Genomic DNA, 15,791 nt, shown 5'->3' on the forward strand with positions numbered 1-15,791 from the left:
GACTCATGCTTTATTCGCATGCGGCTGTCGATTTCTGGGCGATGATGGAGTCGTATTCGTCGGTTTTGACGTTCTGCGAGTATCCGGGACTTATTCTTGTTGACCAGAAGCCCCGTATTGCGGACTTCGTGCTTTGCCGGAACGCTTTAACCGAGTTCGTAGCCTTGGAGGCCACGCCCCTCACGGCGATTGACGCCGAGTCGCTTGATATCCTCGATCCATTGCCTGTTACGACCGTGAACGCCGACGCACTGAAACCGCATCGACAGTGGATCGACAACTGGCTGCGTATGTTGCCGTATATCACAAGCAACGGCTCGTTTCTCTCAAATGCATTTCTCGAACGGGTCGAAAAGGGTCTGGCTTCACCGAAGCCTCTGTACACCATTGAATACGAGGCGTTGCCAACCGATCCAGTCCTGACACGCACCGCCGTCTTCGATCTGACCCGACGCGGTCGGCTTGCAAGTCCGGATCTGCGCGTCGGTGAGCTCAACAGGCATACGCGTTTCAGGCAGGCTATGGCGACTGCGGACCCGTCGTGAGATCGCCAGACTGCCTTACGCGTCGGGCACTCGCCCCGGAGCTGCGTGATCTGCATAGCTGGCCAACGGTCGATCCGTCTGCACTGCCGGAATCGCGCCGGACGATATTTCTGCGCCGTGAACAGGCGATTCGCCAGTACCTGCAAGACCGGAGCCTGACGCTGATTGAGAGTGCGACCGGAATCCGGCGCGCCCAGTTGTACCGCTTGCTCGCCCGCTGCGTCACGCCGCATGCCGACGGGCGTATCCAGGGCTTCCGCGCGCTGGTTCCTCATGTGCGCACGCGGGGCTATGTGCGGACCCGGCCCACGCAACCGGCCATCCCCGGCAAGCGGGGCGGCGCGGCGGGAGCGATGGCACAGCTGCTCGCGCGGCATGAGGTATTGGCCGAGTTCCTGCAAAGGCAGATCCAGCTACGCAAGGTCTACTTCGGCGCGCGAGGCGAACTGCGCGGCCTTCGCGCGACGCACCGGGAATTTCTCAACCGTTGTCGCGAGCTGAATCTGACGGGCAAACATTACCCCTTCAATCAGGATCTTCAGGGCATCCGCAGCCTGGCTGCAGCCATCCGCCGCCTGGTCGCAAGCCAGACATTTGCGCAGGCAGCGCGGGCTGCAGGCGCGCAGCGCGTCCAGCCACTTCGCCCTCCGCCGGATCAGATGTCGCGTCCACCGGTCACACGACCGTTCGAAGCGGTTGAGTTCGACGGACACAAACTGGATATCCGCCTGCGCATCCAGGTGACGGATCCCATCGGACTCAAGAGGGATGTCGAGCTCGAGCGCGTGTGGCTGCTTGTTGTCCTTGATGTCTGTACGCGGGCGGTGCTGGGCTGGCACCTCGCGCTGGCCACCGAGTACAACCGGCACGACGTCATCAGGACCGTACAGAACGCCCTGCAACCCCGCCGTAAGCGGACGACCTTCTCGATTGCCGGTTTGCGTTACGAAGCGCGCGCCGGGTTCATCAGCGAGGCGGTTCGCGAGGCAGAATACGCGACGTGGGACTGGTTACGCTACGACAATGCACGCAGTCACCTTGCCGGCGAGACACTCGCCATGGTATGCGACATGATCGGCAGCCACGTCGATGCCGGCCCCTATGCAGAGCCTAACGAGCGGCCGTATATCGAACGGTTCTTCGGCACGGTTGGCAGCACGCTGTCGCATCGGCTTCCCGGTACAACAGGCTCCAGCGCCCAGGATGTGCGGCGGGCGCTGTGCGATCCGGACGGCAAACGCAGCCTTTTGGTGAGCAGCGAAGAACTTGCCGAATTGCTCGACGTGAGCTTCGCGAACTACAACGGAACACCGCATGACGGCTTGGGCGGGCATTCCCCCATCGAGATGATGCAGCATTTCGCACAGAAACCTGGCGGGCTATGGCGAACACTTGCCGAACGCTACCGGCAAAACCTGATGCTGCTGCAGCCCGTTCATGAGGCCATTGTTCGCGGCAACCTGAGTCGCGGCGTGCGTCCGTATGTCAACCTTTACGGGGTCCGGTATTCCAGCGGCGTGCTCGGAGAGGCGACCGGCCGGATCGGCAAACCTTTGCGAATCTATTTCGATCCCGAGGACATGCGTGTCGTGGCGGCGTTTCTCGCGAGCGGCGAGGAAATCGGCCCGCTCAGGGCGGCCAGGCCTTGGGACCAGACAGCACACTCGCTGCGGCTTCGTCAGGAAATCCTGAGGCTGAAACGTCTCAAGGAAATCGACTACGGCGACCTCTCCGATCCCGTAGAAGCCTACCTCAAGTATCAACGACGCAAGTCCCGCGCGAAACAGCGGCGAATTCCCCATCGCATCGCCGAAGCTGCACGTGCCGTTGAGCACCGGGACAGGCGTGACGCAATCCCGGCGGCACCAGAATCAACGGAGCCGGGCAACATCCCTGCCGTGAGCTTGCCCGAGCTCGGCAAGGGGCAGATTTTTCGTTGACCATGGCGACCGACTCATTGCGGCCAGCGCCGATCGATGAACATCCGGTTGTGCTGCGCAGATACCGCATCCCGACACCATCGATCGCGCAATTCTATGCGTTGCTGGTGCGCTGCCTGTCGTTGCGTACCGGAGCGATGGTCTACGCCCGCTCCCGGGTTGGTAAGACCTATGCGATCCTCTTTCTGGAATCACTGCTCGCTTCACAGCGACCGGCCTTGCCGATCCTACGCATGCGTTGCCAGCACAAGCGCATTGCGACCGAGACGGCTTTCTTCAGCGCCCTGCTGACCATGGCCCGGCACAAGGCGAGTTCCGGACGCGATCCGACACAGCTGCGGCACCGGCTCACGCAACGCCTGCTCGAAATCGCCGATCAGTCGCACAGCAGCGATATTCTCGTTTTCCTCGACGAAGCCCAGCATCTGGGCAGTTCGGAATTCGAGTGGCTGCGCGACATTCACGACGAACTCGAGCTCGAAGGCGTGTGCCTTGTGACCATGCTCGTCGGCCAGCCCTCGCTGCGGGCCAGGAAGAGCATTTTCCAGCGCGACGGAGAAGAACAGATTGTCGCCCGCTTCATGACCGAAGAATTGCCGTTTCACGGCGTGCGTTCCGCGCACGAGTGTTCAGCCTGTCTGCAGGGATACGATCAGGGCGAATTTCCCGAGAACTCCGGCTGGACTCATACGCGCTTCTTTTTCCCGCGCGCCTGGGAAGCCGGCATGCGTCTGGCCGCCGAAGGCGGTACCCTCTGGGAAGCGTTCGACGACGCGCACAAACGGGCCCAGCTCGTGGGGGAGCTGGAAATACCAATGGAATTCTTCACGCGCGCCGTTCAGCATATCCTTTACCAGTATGCACCGCGCGACTCCACCAGTTTCGCCTTTTCCAGGGCAATATGGGACGAAGGCGTCGACGTCTCCGGCTATGTGCGCGCCAGGAAATGATGACGCCCGGCTGGTGGAAGGGGCGTTGCCCTGGCAGGAGCACAGCCGGGTCTCCAACGCTCACCGGTCAACGTATACAACGCGTGCCGCATGGACCTGCGAGGTCGAGTCTGCGTGGTCGCGGTTCGCAAAATTTCAGCTGCTCAACCGCCTGAACTGGACACAACTGACCGAGGCCCTGGCGATCCTGCCAGCAATCAATACGGGCGAGGGTATTGACCTCCGGACGGCCGATGCCTTCCGGCTCACCGGCCTGGCCGATACCTTGCGCATCCGCCTGCACGATCTTGAAAATTCGTTTTGCACTACGAATCGCTTCGATGCATTGCTCGATGCGGCGAGCCGGTCGCTGCGCTTCTGCCTGATCTGCGCTTCGGCGGGTTTTCATGCAACGCTTTTTCAGTTCACCGCGTTCCGGCGCTGCCCCATTCACGGATGCGTCCTGTGCGAGGCCTGTACGGGTTGCGGGCAGCCGCTCGCATACCGCCTCCACACAGGGCTCGTACGCCATCCGTATGCCTGCCCGGCCTGCGGCCGCTCCCTGCTCGCTGCGGCCTCGCTTCGCCACCTGCGCGCGAAGACCGGTATCGACGCTGCGGGGCTGGATCGCCTGCGCGCATGGCACGACTACTTCTTCCGGTATGTGCAGCTGCTCGGCCTAGGCAGGCGGCGTATGCGCGATGCGGCCGGGCAGTACCTTCCCGGCGACGAAATCCAGGCGTGCTCGGATATTCCCCGTCGTCTCAAATTTATCGGCGAGCTGGAGCGATACCTTTGCCGTCCGCCAGAGCTGCCCCGCGTCGATCCCGTACCCGGTGCCAGTGCACGAAGCAGGGGCGGCTCTCATCCGTTGGTGTGGCCGCCGGTCGGCTTCGCCTGGGCGGCCGACTGGCCACACGTCGACAACACATGCATCATGCTGAGCGCCGTTTACAGGAAGATCCGGAAAAATCTTGTGCGCCGTCTGGCGCGCTCAATCCGGCCCGTACAGCCGGACGCCAACTCCGTTCGCCATTCGCCGGAATTCGGCTTGTTGCTTTGCGACGGCAATACCTCTGCCCAGTCGATTGCCCTGCTGGGATGGCGCCTGTCCTGGGAGCGGCGCTTCAGTATTCAGACACTCACGCGCTGCCAGGGAAATTATCCGCCTTTTGGATTGCTCGAATGGCTGGCCTTCATGCCTGCCCATTTGCCGCCCACAGTCGACCCGCGGGACTGGCTGCATCGCCATTTCGTTCACGCACTTGACCAGACCTGGAACGCATGGCGCACAATCGCATCCGGTATGCAGGAAAGCGGCTGCTACGTCGTCTCACCACTGATCTTCCCCACGCGTATGCTCTGGATGGATTACCCGGACGACGGGGATGCTCTGGGCATTGCGCGTTCGCGCACTCATGTCGTCACGCTCCGCGAGGCGGCCGATCGCACCTGATCTGATCGCAGCTCGCGCCACCCGCCGTCCGTCCTGGAACGGTTATGGGCGCTTTCCACTGTCGATCGCTCACTGAGATTGCCCCGGTTCGGCGGACGGATTTGGAGTCAGCGATTTGAATGGCGCATGGTGACGTCCAAAACCTGCTTCCCCTTGCCTTTACCAGACCGGAAAAACGACGTCTGGTTGCGGCGTAAATTGAATGCCCGAGTCGGGGCAGGTTACGCGTCCCCTGACGGCAACCCGCTGGTTCAGGTACGGCAGCAGGAGTGTGGGGGCTGACTCGCCTCCCTCGCCAAGAAGGATGTCGGATACCACCTTGTCGTTGCAGGGCGAGGTGGAGGAGCGATCCAGCATGATTGTCGTATAGTCACCCGGCGCATACTCTCCGTTGCCACGCTGGACAGTCCCGGTGATCCAGATGTCGTGTTGCAGGGGCAACGTCGGCAGCGGCGGCTTGGCTGACGTGGCGTTCTCTGAACATACCCCAGCGATCACAATTGCCGGGACCAGGACACACAATCGTCTGTTCATGGCACAAACCTCTTGACGTCCAGTGACGCTCGCCGGCGTGTCACGGTTTTCTTTTCACTTCCCTGAAGTCGGCATCGATCACGTCCTCGTCCTGTGCCACGCCTCTGGAATCCTGTGGGCCGGTCGCGGCATCGGGGCTACTCCCCTGTGATTGCACGTCTGCGTAGACTTTTTCCCCGAGTTGCTGCGAGGCTGTCGCCAGTGCGCGCACCCTCGCATCGATCTCTTCCCTGCCGGATCCTTTGAGCGCGGCCTCGAGTTCGCTGATTGCGGCTTCAATTTTCGCTTTTCCGGCGGCGTCCAGTTTCCCGCCGTATTCGGAGAGCGCCTTGCGCGTGCGGTGGATCAGGGCGTCACCCTGATTGCGAGCCTCGGCCAGTTCTCGTAGTCGGTGGTCCTCCGCGGCATGCGATTCGGCGTCTCTCACCATCTGTTCAACCTCTCTTTCAGACAGACCCGAGTTAGCCTTGATGGTGATCCGGTTTTCCTTGCCGGTCGCCTTGTCTTTGGCCGACACATGCAGGATTCCATTCGCATCGATGTCGAACATCACCCCGATCTGCGGCATGCCGCGCGGCGCGGGAGGAATGCCCTCCAGTTTGAACTCGCCGAGCAGCTTGTTGCCGGTTGCCATCTCGCGCTCTCCCTGATAAATCTTGATGGTGACCGCCGGCTGATTGTCATCGGCGGTCGAGAAAACCTCCGAAAACCGTGTAGGAATGGTCGTGTTCTTGTCGATCATCTTCGTCATCACACCGCCGAGCGTCTCGATGCCAAGCGACAGTGGGGTCACGTCCAGCAACAGCACGTCCTTTCGGTCGCCGGACAGCACCGCCCCCTGGATCGCCGCGCCCACGGCGACCGCTTCGTCCGGGTTGACGTCCTTCCTCGGTTCACGCCCGAAGAACGCCCTGACCTTGTCCTGCACCTTTGGCATGCGCGTCATGCCGCCCACGAGGATCACGTCGTCGATCCTGTCGGCGGATAACCCCGCATCCTTGATCGCGATGCGGCAAGGTTCCATCGTGCGCTCAATGAGATCTTCGACGAGTGCTTCGAGCCTGGCCCGGGTGAGCTTCAGACTCAGGTGCTTCGGTCCCGATGCGTCTGCCGTGATGTAGGGCAAATTGATCTCGGTCTGCTGGCTCGATGACAGCTCGATCTTCGCCTTTTCGGCCGCTTCCTTCAGGCGCTGCAGCGCGAGCACGTCCTTCGACAGGTCGACGCCTTGCTCCTTCCTGAACTCGCTGACAAGGTAGTCGATGATGCGCTGGTCGAAATCTTCGCCGCCGAGGAAGGTGTCCCCGTTCGTCGACAGCACTTCGAACTGTCTGTCGCCGTGGACGTCGGCGATTTCGATGATCGAGATGTCGAACGTGCCGCCGCCCAGGTCGAACACGGCGATCTTGCGGTCACCCTTTTCGGCCTTGTCGAGACCGAACGCGAGCGCGGCTGCGGTCGGCTCGTTGATGATCCGCTTGACCTCCAGACCCGCGATGCGGCCGGCGTCCTTCGTTGCCTGACGCTGGCTGTCGTTGAAGTACGCGGGCACCGTGATCACCGCTTCGGTGACCGGCTCGCCGAGGTAGTCCTCAGCGGTCTTCTTCATCTTGCGCAGGACTTCGGCCGAAACCTGCGACGGTGCGAGGTTCTGACCGTGCGCCTGAACCCACGCGTCGCCGTTATCGTGCTTGACGATCCGGTACGGCATCAGGCCGATATCCTTCTGCGCTTCCTTCTCATCGAAGCGGCGGCCGATCAGGCGCTTCACCGCGAACAGCGTATTGCCGGGATTGGTGACAGCCTGACGCCTGGCCGGCGCACCGACGAGTATCTGATCCTCGTCAAGGTACGCGACGACTGACGGCGTCGTACGGGCACCTTCCGAGTTTTCAATCACCTTGACCTGCTTGCCTTCCATCAGCGCTACGCACGAATTCGTGGTGCCGAGGTCGATGCCGATGATCTTGCCCATGATGTCATTCCAGGTGCCCAAGGGTTTCAGTGCGTCGCCAGCGCATCCAGACACGCCCTGCCGTCGTGCATACGTGCTTCAGTAGTCCATCGCCGGCGGCGACACGGATGCCCGGGTCTCGTCCTCTGGCGATTCGGCGACCACGGCGTCAGTGGTGAGGATCAGCCCGGCCACCGAGGCGGCATTCTGCAGTGCTGTGCGCACGACTTTGGTCGGGTCGACCACCCCCATTTCCATCAGATCGCCGTAGGTATCCGAAGTCGCGTTCCACCCAAAGCTGCCTGTCTGCCCGAGGACCTTGTTGACCACGACCGAAGATTCTTCCCCGGCGTTGGTGGCGATCTGGCGCAGCGGTTCTTCAAGCGCCCGCAACACAATCCGGATGCCGGCGTCCTGGTCGGGATTACCGGCCCGCAGGTCGCCCAGGGCAGCCCGCGCTCGCAGCAGCGCTACGCCGCCGCCTGGCACGATGCCTTCTTCGACCGCTGCGCGGGTCGCGTGCAGCGCATCCTCGACCCGCGCCTTGCGCTCCTTCATCTCGACTTCGGTGGCAGCACCCACCCTGATGACCGCAACGCCCCCCGAGAGCTTCGCGACGCGCTCCTGCAACTTCTCGCGCTCAAAGTCGCTCGTCGTCTCTTCGATCTGGCGCCGGATCGCCTGGATGCGGCCGTCGATCGCCTTGCGGTCGCCGGCGCCGCCGATGATCGTGGTCGCCTCTTTTTCGATTTCCACGCGCTTCGCCCGTCCGAGATCTTCGAGCTTGACGTTCTCGAGCTTTCTGCCCGTTTCCTCCGCAATGACCAGCGCGCCGCTCAGCGTCGCGATGTCCTCCAGCATCGCCTTGCGGCGGTCGCCGAAGCACGGAGCCTTCACGGCCGCCGCTTTCAGGGTGCCGCGCAGGGAATTCACCACCAACGTGCTCAGGGCTTCGCCCTCGACGTCCTCGGCGATGATGAGAAGCGGCTTGCTCTCCCTTGCCACGGCCTCGAGCACGGGCAGTAAATCACGGATCGATGCGATCTTCCTGTCGTGCACGAGGATGTACGGTTCCTCGAGAACAGCAGACTGCTTCTCGGGGTTGGTGATGAAATACGCGGACAGCCACCCGCGGTCGAACTGCATGCCCTCGACGACATCGAGTTCACTTTGCAACGATTTCCCCTCTTCGAGGGTAACGGCGCCGTCCTTGCCGACCTTGTCCATCGCGTCCGCAATGATCCTGCCGATCTCCTCGTCGGCATTGGCGGAGATGGTGCCGACCTGCGTGATCTCGCGGCTGGTCGTGACCGCACGGGAAAGCGTCCTGAGTTCCTCGATGATCGCGGCCGTCGCCTGGTCGATACCGCGCTTGAGGTCCATCGGGTTCAGGCCCGAGGCGACATACTTCATGCCTTCCCGCACGATGGCCTGCGCGAGCACGGTGGCGGTGGTCGTGCCGTCACCGGCGACGTCCGAGGTTTTGGCGGCAACCTGTCTGACCATCTGCGCACCCATGTTCTCGAGCCTGTTGCGCAACTCGATCTCTCTGGCGACCGACACGCCGTCTTTCGTGACCGTCGGTGCCCCATACGATCGCTCGAGCACCACATTTCGCCCCCTGGGGCCGAGCGTGACCTTCACCGCATCGGCCAGGATGTTGACACCCGTGAGGATATGCTGGCGCGCGAGCTCATGAAACCTGACATCTTTGGCGGACATTTTCCGGTACCTCCTGACCAGTCAGACGTAGTGCAACCCGCTGCCTGGCCTACGGCGCGGCGCCCGCTGTGATCACGCCGAGCAGGTCGTCTTCGCGCATCACCAGCAGTTCCTCGCCTTCCACCTTGACCGTGGTGCCAGCGTATTTGCCGAACAGCACGCGGTCACCGACTTTCACATCCGGGACGCCACGCTGGCCGTCCTCGAGCCGTTTGCCGGGGCCGACAGCGAGGACTTCGCCCTGATCGGATTTCTCGCCGGCGGTATCCGGGATGACGATGCCTGCCGCAGTCGTGCGCTCCTGTTCAATGCGCTTGACCACGACCCGGTCATGCAAGGGTGTGAGTTGCATGATCCTGCTCCCTCTGATCAGATTGGGCTCAAGAATGGCGCGGACGGCAGGTGCCGCCTACACGCTGGTGGACTTAGCCCGACTTAGCCCGACCCCGCACGCGCACCGGGATGCCCATTCCTGGATCGTCTGCGTACCGGTCCTGACGGTGCGGCAAGCGTCTTCGCCGCATGGCTGGCCTGTCCAGCGCTGCGCAGTGGCTTAGCAGGCCGGATCGAAGGCGACCACGCGCAGGCGACGGGATCACTCGCGGGAAACGTCTCCTGGAGCGCCGCGTCGAGCATGGTGTCGATGTCATCGGCGCGACCTCGCGTCGATCTCGTGGTGGGGTTCATCGTGGGCCTCCGTCGTCACGCGGGAAATTGCAGTCTTCCCGCGATCAATCATGAACTGGCCGCGCCTGCGCTGTTTTTGGGACATCGCGTCGTGTCGCCTCGTCAAGATCCCTGGAAAGCCCGGACGCCAGCGGCAGCGTCCCCGGCATGATGTAACCCGCGGGATCGACCGACGGCTCCGGTGTCAGTCCGAGGTCAGCGAGTCTGGCCCTGAGGAATGCGTCGGCATGCGCAAGCCGGTCTTCAAGTTCCGGCTCCGTAATGCCCAGAACCTGTGCTGCGGCATCCGCAGGCTGCGCTTCGAGGCGGCAGAGCGTGACAGCTCGTCGCCAGGGTTCCGGCAGCTCCGCGAGCAGCGTTGCCACCAGCTCGCGAAGCTCCCGGGTCATGACCGCATCCTCCGGCGAGCCGTCCGTTGCCGGCACCACGTCCTCGAGGCGCAGGACTTCGTCGGGCTGCCAGTACTCGAACAGAAGCTCGTCGTCGTCTTCGTGTGGCTCGTGCAGCTGGACGAGTAGCCTGCCTTCGAGTGAAATGCACTGGCCTTCCTCGCTCTGTCGATGCGCCACTTCGTCGGCAAGCCGTTCGAGCGCGATCTGGTAAAGCCATTGCAACGGTTCGAGCCGGCGTGGGCGCTCTGCCTGTCGCTCACAGGCACGGGCCAGGGCCTCGTCGACGATGTCGTCGACCGTCGGGTCGCCTGCGGCGAGATCGCCCCGTGCCTGGAGATACGCGATTTCCCGCTGTACAAAGCGCTGGAGCGGTGCGAGCAGCGGACGCACGAACTCGCCGAACAACGCGGATCCGGCGTCCGTCTGCTCTGCCAATGCGGCCTTGAGCTGCCGTAAGCCGACGCGCCGTTCCTTGCGGCGCCAGGCATCTTCGTGACGCAGATGTGCGACGTGTCTTTCCAGCTGCCGCTCCAGTTCGATCATGGAGAGCTCGATCGCCGCCCCTGGCTCCAGCGAATCGTTCCCGCAGGCGAGTGTTCCCCCTGGCAGCACCAACTGGAGCCGGACGCGGCAGACACTGCGATGCCGGCTTCTTTCCACTGTCGCATGCAGCCGGACCAGCCCGGTCGGAAAATGCGACAGATGCGGCTTCAGGCGCCGTTCCGTGAGCCGGCCAATGAGGTCTTCCAGCTCCGTGCGGGAGAGCTTCGCAACGTTGCGGTAACTGATCGACGTTTTCATCTCAAACCTGCGCATGTCCGCGCGGGCCTCCCTGGCGAGCCGGGCCTGTCGTGCAAGCCGGCATACCTGCTGCCTCGCCATTCGTGCCAGCGTATCTTCAGCTATACATAAGGCATCCTGCTTAAAATCACCCACACTGGCCGGGTACTACCATCGAACCTGACGAGTCGGGCACGCCGGCAGCGAAGCCGCGCATTGCCGGCCGTCTCTCGCGGCGCAACGCCGTGCCGGACGATGCGCCGCATGACCGTCTCATTCACTCGTGTCCCCCGTGCCACTGGTGTCCGGTTCCTTTCTCTCCAGGCGCAGGTAGGTGTCGGCCGCTACCAACCCGAACACGACGTGATTGAGGAAACTCACCCAGCCCCGGGCGTCCACAAACCACGGGAACCATTGCGTCATGCCATAAAAGTTGACTACGTACAGCAGCACGCCGAATACGGCACCTACCAGCGAGGCCATCCCGACACTGGAATCCAGGCTGAACGGCGCCATGATCACCGCCAGAATGACCGCGAAGAGGATTGACACCACGAAGTGCGTGACCAGCGCCACCAGCATGACGCCCGCAGCAAACGTAGCGGGTTGTGCGAGCACGTCGCGGCCCATGAGGATAGCCGCGACCATGCGCGGCGATGCCCAGACGCTTTGTCCCATCACCCGCATGGCAAAGAGTTCGATCACCAGGAAAACGGCGCCCGCCACGCAGCCGCCGATGACTGCTGCGGGCCACTCAGGCATGCGGCGAACGAAATGATGCGAATGCATGTGAAGTTCCATCATGACCTCCTCGGGATCCGCAAGGCTTTCCTCACCGGCGCCAGACTGCCGCCGTGACATCTGGCGGCGGTCCGCGAAACGGACGACAGTCCACAAGCCGCACGGCGTACTCCAGTGCTTCCGATTCCGCCTCCTCGCGACCCGGCCAGCGCCGGCAGAGCCCTGGCAGGTGCCAGTTCACCAAAACCTCGCCATGCCTCACGACCTGAACAAATACAAGATATCCTTTCACCGCGGTTCGCTCCGGGCATGCCGCCGTGCGTACGTGCCTCACGACCAGGGTGTGCATACGGATCTCCAATCCGTTGCGCATCTCGATTCTCACCTGTTCCATAGGATCATTCTCCTTCCCCCGTGCACCGGTATCGCACCGTCGGTGTGCTCCTGCGAAAACTGCTCCGAACGAGGCGGCTCATCGCTTCACGGAACCGCAGCCGGCGTACGCCACGGTCGACGGCACACCGTCGTCGCGAGCGGTGGCCGCAGGGCAACCGCGCGGCTAACGGCGCCGCAGGTGCGACGTGAGCTGGCGAAACGCATGCCGCATGGCGCCGATGCGGTCCGGCAGCGTGCGCCGGGCACGCTGCGCGACCGGCCGGAAAACGCGGGAAAGGACGACGATCGTACGGTGGATGCGCTCGAACAAAGTAGTCGAAGCCGAGCGGAGATGAAGGAAGCTCATCGTCTTCTCCTTCGACGCAGCAAGGAAGAGAACGGGCTTGCGCGCTCCAGTCCGCCTGCCATGCTGCGGGGCAAACAAATCGAAACACGCAGCATGCAACCGATCCATCACCGGGCACACTGCCTGAGCTGGATATAAGTTAGTTTCACTGATGAAAATTTTCAAGGTGGGGCGAAGGATCCCGCCAACCTGGCCTGGCGAGCCCACACCCCGTTACCCAGGGACGGAAAACCGGCGTTGCCCGTGCGGACCGGATCGCGTCAGGATAGCCGGCCGTGCTTCACGGCGGACACCACCTTTTCGCGGTGGCGAGCAGCAGTGCCGCCGGGACTGGCTTGATGAGGCAGTCGTCCCACTGCACCGGCTCCGGCGGCGACGGCGGCATCGCCGTCAGAACAAGGATCGGGATATGGGCCAGCGCTGGATGCGCCCGGATCTGGCGGCACAGTTCGCCGCCCCCCATCAGCGGCATCATCCAGTCCGTTATGATCAGATCGGGCGGCTGGCGCAGGGCCTGCTCGAGCGCCTCCACGCCGTTGTGTGAGCCGCACACGCCATACCCTTCGGCGGTGAACATGAGGCAGTACGCATCGAGCAGCTCTGGCTGGTCGTCGACGAGCAGGATAGAAGGCATTTTGCTGGTCGGTAGACTTGTTTTTCGCCACCGAGCAAATAGCGTTCCCGATCGCCGCCTTGATCAATACTGGCCCGCGGGCGGTGCGAGGGAACGATAATGTATCCTCGCATGCGCGTCTTTCACAAGGACGTCAAAAACTGGGTAGGATCATGACCGATTCTCAACCGGGAACCCTGCACGCCCTCGCCGGATTTCTCCGACGGGAACAGGCGCGCCTGACGGAAAGATGGATGCTGGCCGTTGCTGCCGATGCCGACCTCATCGGGGCGGACCGGCTGACGTGGGAGCAACTGGCCGATCATTTGCCCGCCATCCTGAGCGGCATCTGCACTGCGCTCGAAGAGCAGGATCTCCAACCGGTCGAGCGTGCCATTGAACGCAATGCGAGGCAACACGGGAACGTGCGCTGGCAGCAGGGTTACCGTATTGATGAACTCGTGCGTGAACTGGAGCTGTTCCGGCAGGAACTGGACGACGCCGTGCGGGACTTCGCGGAGTCCGACGGCTCGTTCACCCGCGACCAGGAATCCCGTGCCCGGCGCCTGATTGACGAGGCGCTCAGTTTTGTCACCCTGACCTCGATCCGCGAGGTCATCGGCGAGCGTGACCGGACCATCGCGGAATACACAAGCCAGCTGGAGCGCGCCAACCAGGAACTGCGGGAGCAGCAACGCGAGGTCAGTGAGCTGCACCGGTCGCGCATGCAGATCACGCGCAGCCTCGTGCACGACCTGCGCAACTTTCTGAACGCCTTTTCGATTGACCTCCAACTGATTGCGCGTGTTCCAGCAAGGGCCGAGGCCGGACTTGCACTCGCGACCCGGCAGGCGGAAGACATGAAGCAGCTGGTCGACGAAATGGTGGAATACTCGGTTGTCGTCGGCGAGAGCAGCCCGATCTGCATCGAGCCGGTTGATCTGCCCATGCTGTTTGACGAACTGGTCACGGCCGCCCGGCCAGCACTCGAAGCGAAGGGCCTGCGCCTGTCGGCCTCCCTTGATGCCGGACTGGTCCGCGTGCAGTCGAGCCGCATCCGGCTCAAGCAGGTTGCGCTCAACCTGCTGTCGAATGCGACGAAATACACCCGGGAGGGGGAAGTCGAACTGGTCATCGCGAGATGCGGTGACAGCCGTTGGTCCATGCGTGTCGCCGATACCGGTGTCGGTATTGCGCCGTCAGACACGGAGCGCGTGTTCAGGGAGTTCGAGCGGGTCGGCGGCGACGACATCCCGGGCGCCGGCCTCGGTCTGGCGATTGTCAGGGAGCTGTGCCGCGCACTCGAGGGCGAGATCCACTTTGAGTCCCGCGAGGGGCAAGGCACGACCTTCGAAATCCGCTTTCCCGTCGACCTGAAGCCACAAGGCTGACGTGGCGCCCAGGGCAGGCGTCGGCCAGATCACCGGGTCCTGTCAGCCGCTGTGTGTGCAACGCACACGCTGGCCACCTGTCGGGCGGTCGTGTCCGGAACGAAGTGTGCCTGAGACCTTTGCACGCGACTTCGACTTCGCCCGCAAATTGCCGGACGCCGCAGGTAGTCGGCGTCGTTGACGCTGTTCAGTCCGCGTGGGGGTAGCGCATTTCCGTCTGTTCCCGTCACGCTCGAGGCACACTCCGGCAGCCGGCCCGACCATCCCGCCGCCGTCCGGATCACTGGATCGGCGGCGCCACGCCCAGTTTCTCGGCGAGCATCCGCTCGTACACACCAAAGTGCAGGTCCACTTCGGACTGATCCACCGTGGTGACGATCAGATCGATGTGGTCCGGCGGCAGGCCGAGCACGCCCGCGATAAATGTTTCGAGTTGCGGCGCACAAACCTTGTCCTTGGCGACGGTCGTCCCGATCGTGACTTCATAGTTTTTTTCGTGCCGGCAGACCACTTCCACGATGCGAGCGCGGGCGCTCATGTTGTTGTCGACCGCAATCCGGATGACGTCCACCGCCTTGCGCATCGCTTCTGTCGGAAAACCCCTGGTTGAGCGCAGACGCACGCGGTGTGGGCCCAGGGTCAGCCAGTCGGTATCGAATTCCATCGTGTCCTCCACCCGGTGCATGGTTCCGCAGCGGATGATAGGAAGCGGTCCATAATTTTCAAGGGCAAGTCGCGGTTTTCTGCCCTTGAAATTTTCGTGGCAGTTCCTATCTTGAATTTCGCTCAGGCAGACGCGCGGGTCCCGACGTCCCGTGCGCTGCGTGTTTCGACTTGTTTTGCCAGATAGCAGGCGAACTGGAGCGCGTAGGCCCGTTCGCCTCCATGCATCCCTTGAGGAGAACAGCATCATGAGCGATCTCTACTTTGGAACTGACCTCTTCAGCGAGTTCGACCGGCTGCAGCGGCAGATGGCGAACCTCTTCGGTACTTTCCCCTCCAGTCTTCGGGCGAGCCGCCTCGGCGCGTTTCCGCCCGTCAACATTGGCGCTACCGACGACTCGATTCAGATCGTCGCGTTTGCACCCGGCGTCAATGCGGCGGAACTCGACGTATCGATCGACAAGGGGCTGCTGACCATCAGCGGTGAGCGCAAGCCGGCCCAACCGGATACCAGTGAGGACTCGCGAGTTTATGCGCAGGAGCGCTTCATTGGGGCGTTCCGGCGGGTTATCGAGCTGCCGGAGAACGCAGACCCCGACAAGGTTCAGGCGCACTACGAGAACGGTTGCCTGTCGATCGCTATCGGCAAGCGCGAATCCTCGAAGCCTCGAGCAATCACCGTCCAGTAATGCAGGGAGCTGA

Annotated in this window: 15 protein-coding genes; 7 read left to right on the forward strand and 8 right to left on the reverse strand. The window is 62.8% G+C overall.

What is annotated here, in order from left to right:
* Positions 1–5: 5 nt before the first annotated feature.
* From C7402_RS08240 to C7402_RS08255, 4 genes are read left to right on the forward strand one after another with little or no spacing between them, the layout of a single operon-like run.
* Positions 6–545 (forward strand): hypothetical protein, encoded by a 540-nt coding sequence (locus C7402_RS08240; RefSeq protein ID WP_244314780.1) that lies wholly within the window; start codon positions 6–8, stop codon positions 543–545.
* Entirely contained in the window at positions 542–2,485 is a 1,944-nt protein-coding gene (locus C7402_RS08245) for an integrase (protein WP_116610215.1), read from the forward strand. Before C7402_RS08240 ends, C7402_RS08245 begins: the two co-directional genes overlap by 4 nt.
* 2 nt (positions 2,486–2,487) lie before the next feature.
* Positions 2,488–3,435, forward strand: a complete 948-nt coding sequence (locus C7402_RS08250; protein WP_116610216.1) for an ATP-binding protein — start codon at positions 2,488–2,490, stop codon at positions 3,433–3,435.
* A gap of 25 nt (positions 3,436–3,460) precedes the next feature.
* Entirely contained in the window at positions 3,461–4,870 is a 1,410-nt protein-coding gene (locus tag C7402_RS08255) for a hypothetical protein (protein ID WP_208948908.1), read from the forward strand.
* A 159-nt stretch (positions 4,871–5,029) separates the two neighbouring features.
* Here C7402_RS08255 and C7402_RS08260 read toward each other — a convergent pair whose 3' ends face one another.
* From C7402_RS08260 to C7402_RS08285, 6 genes are all read right to left on the reverse strand, one after another.
* Positions 5,030–5,404, reverse strand: a complete 375-nt coding sequence (locus C7402_RS08260) for a hypothetical protein (protein WP_116610217.1) — start codon at positions 5,402–5,404, stop codon at positions 5,030–5,032.
* A gap of 40 nt (positions 5,405–5,444) precedes the next feature.
* Entirely contained in the window at positions 5,445–7,379 is a 1,935-nt protein-coding gene (gene dnaK / locus C7402_RS08265) for a molecular chaperone DnaK (RefSeq protein WP_116610218.1), read from the reverse strand.
* A 78-nt stretch (positions 7,380–7,457) separates the two neighbouring features.
* A complete protein-coding gene (gene groL, locus C7402_RS08270; protein WP_116610219.1) occupies positions 7,458–9,080 on the reverse strand; it encodes a chaperonin GroEL in 1,623 nt (540 codons plus the stop codon).
* Between the two features lie 49 nt (positions 9,081–9,129).
* Positions 9,130–9,432, reverse strand: coding sequence for a co-chaperone GroES (locus C7402_RS08275; RefSeq protein ID WP_116610220.1), 303 nt, complete (start codon positions 9,430–9,432; stop codon positions 9,130–9,132).
* Positions 9,433–9,811: 379 nt separating this feature from the next.
* Positions 9,812–10,960, reverse strand: coding sequence for an RNA polymerase subunit sigma-28 (locus C7402_RS08280; RefSeq protein ID WP_116610441.1), 1,149 nt, complete (start codon positions 10,958–10,960; stop codon positions 9,812–9,814).
* Between the two features lie 252 nt (positions 10,961–11,212).
* A complete protein-coding gene (locus tag C7402_RS08285) occupies positions 11,213–11,740 on the reverse strand; it encodes a hypothetical protein (protein WP_116610442.1) in 528 nt (175 codons plus the stop codon).
* A gap of 538 nt (positions 11,741–12,278) precedes the next feature.
* Between C7402_RS08285 and C7402_RS08295 the strand changes: the two genes are divergently transcribed.
* Complete coding sequence (locus C7402_RS08295; RefSeq protein WP_208948909.1) at positions 12,279–12,560, forward strand: hypothetical protein; 282 nt, start codon at positions 12,279–12,281, stop codon at positions 12,558–12,560.
* 142 nt (positions 12,561–12,702) lie between these two features.
* On the opposite strand, the gene C7402_RS08300 is transcribed toward C7402_RS08295, so the two are convergent.
* Positions 12,703–13,056, reverse strand: a complete 354-nt coding sequence (locus tag C7402_RS08300; RefSeq protein WP_116610222.1) for a response regulator transcription factor — start codon at positions 13,054–13,056, stop codon at positions 12,703–12,705.
* Positions 13,057–13,208: 152 nt separating this feature from the next.
* Between C7402_RS08300 and C7402_RS08305 the strand changes: the two genes are divergently transcribed.
* Positions 13,209–14,426, forward strand: coding sequence for a sensor histidine kinase (locus tag C7402_RS08305; RefSeq protein ID WP_116610223.1), 1,218 nt, complete (start codon positions 13,209–13,211; stop codon positions 14,424–14,426).
* Between the two features lie 280 nt (positions 14,427–14,706).
* Here the strand turns inward: C7402_RS08305 and C7402_RS08310 are convergent, their stop codons facing one another.
* Entirely contained in the window at positions 14,707–15,090 is a 384-nt protein-coding gene (locus tag C7402_RS08310; RefSeq protein ID WP_116610224.1) for a hypothetical protein, read from the reverse strand.
* Between the two features lie 247 nt (positions 15,091–15,337).
* Here C7402_RS08310 and C7402_RS08315 point away from each other — a divergent pair, with 247 nt between their 5' ends.
* Complete coding sequence (locus C7402_RS08315) at positions 15,338–15,778, forward strand: Hsp20/alpha crystallin family protein (RefSeq protein ID WP_116610225.1); 441 nt, start codon at positions 15,338–15,340, stop codon at positions 15,776–15,778.
* Positions 15,779–15,791: the final 13 nt, after the last annotated feature.

It is taken from the genome of Paraburkholderia unamae (assembly GCF_003096875.1).
In the GTDB taxonomy this organism is placed as follows: Bacteria; Pseudomonadota; Gammaproteobacteria; order Burkholderiales; family Burkholderiaceae; genus Paraburkholderia; species Paraburkholderia unamae.

What these genes read in the sequence shown, in the direction of transcription:
- C7402_RS08310 (WP_116610224.1), bottom strand. Translation starts at nt 15,090, where the DNA reads ATGGAATTCGATACCGACTGGCTGACCCTGGGCCCACACCGCGTGCGT.
- C7402_RS08300 (WP_116610222.1), bottom strand. Translation starts at nt 13,056, where the DNA reads ATGCCTTCTATCCTGCTCGTCGACGACCAGCCAGAGCTGCTCGATGCG.
- groL (WP_116610219.1), bottom strand. Translation starts at nt 9,080, where the DNA reads ATGTCCGCCAAAGATGTCAGGTTTCATGAGCTCGCGCGCCAGCATATC.
- C7402_RS08295 (WP_208948909.1), top strand. Translation starts at nt 12,279, where the DNA reads ATGCCGCATGGCGCCGATGCGGTCCGGCAGCGTGCGCCGGGCACGCTG.
- dnaK (WP_116610218.1), bottom strand. Translation starts at nt 7,379, where the DNA reads ATGGGCAAGATCATCGGCATCGACCTCGGCACCACGAATTCGTGCGTA.
- C7402_RS08285 (WP_116610442.1), bottom strand. Translation starts at nt 11,740, where the DNA reads ATGGAACTTCACATGCATTCGCATCATTTCGTTCGCCGCATGCCTGAG.
- C7402_RS08305 (WP_116610223.1), top strand. Translation starts at nt 13,209, where the DNA reads ATGACCGATTCTCAACCGGGAACCCTGCACGCCCTCGCCGGATTTCTC.
- C7402_RS08280 (WP_116610441.1), bottom strand. Translation starts at nt 10,960, where the DNA reads ATGAAAACGTCGATCAGTTACCGCAACGTTGCGAAGCTCTCCCGCACG.
- C7402_RS08240 (WP_244314780.1), top strand. Translation starts at nt 6, where the DNA reads ATGCTTTATTCGCATGCGGCTGTCGATTTCTGGGCGATGATGGAGTCG.
- C7402_RS08250 (WP_116610216.1), top strand. Translation starts at nt 2,488, where the DNA reads ATGGCGACCGACTCATTGCGGCCAGCGCCGATCGATGAACATCCGGTT.
- C7402_RS08275 (WP_116610220.1), bottom strand. Translation starts at nt 9,432, where the DNA reads ATGCAACTCACACCCTTGCATGACCGGGTCGTGGTCAAGCGCATTGAA.
- C7402_RS08260 (WP_116610217.1), bottom strand. Translation starts at nt 5,404, where the DNA reads ATGAACAGACGATTGTGTGTCCTGGTCCCGGCAATTGTGATCGCTGGG.
- C7402_RS08315 (WP_116610225.1), top strand. Translation starts at nt 15,338, where the DNA reads ATGAGCGATCTCTACTTTGGAACTGACCTCTTCAGCGAGTTCGACCGG.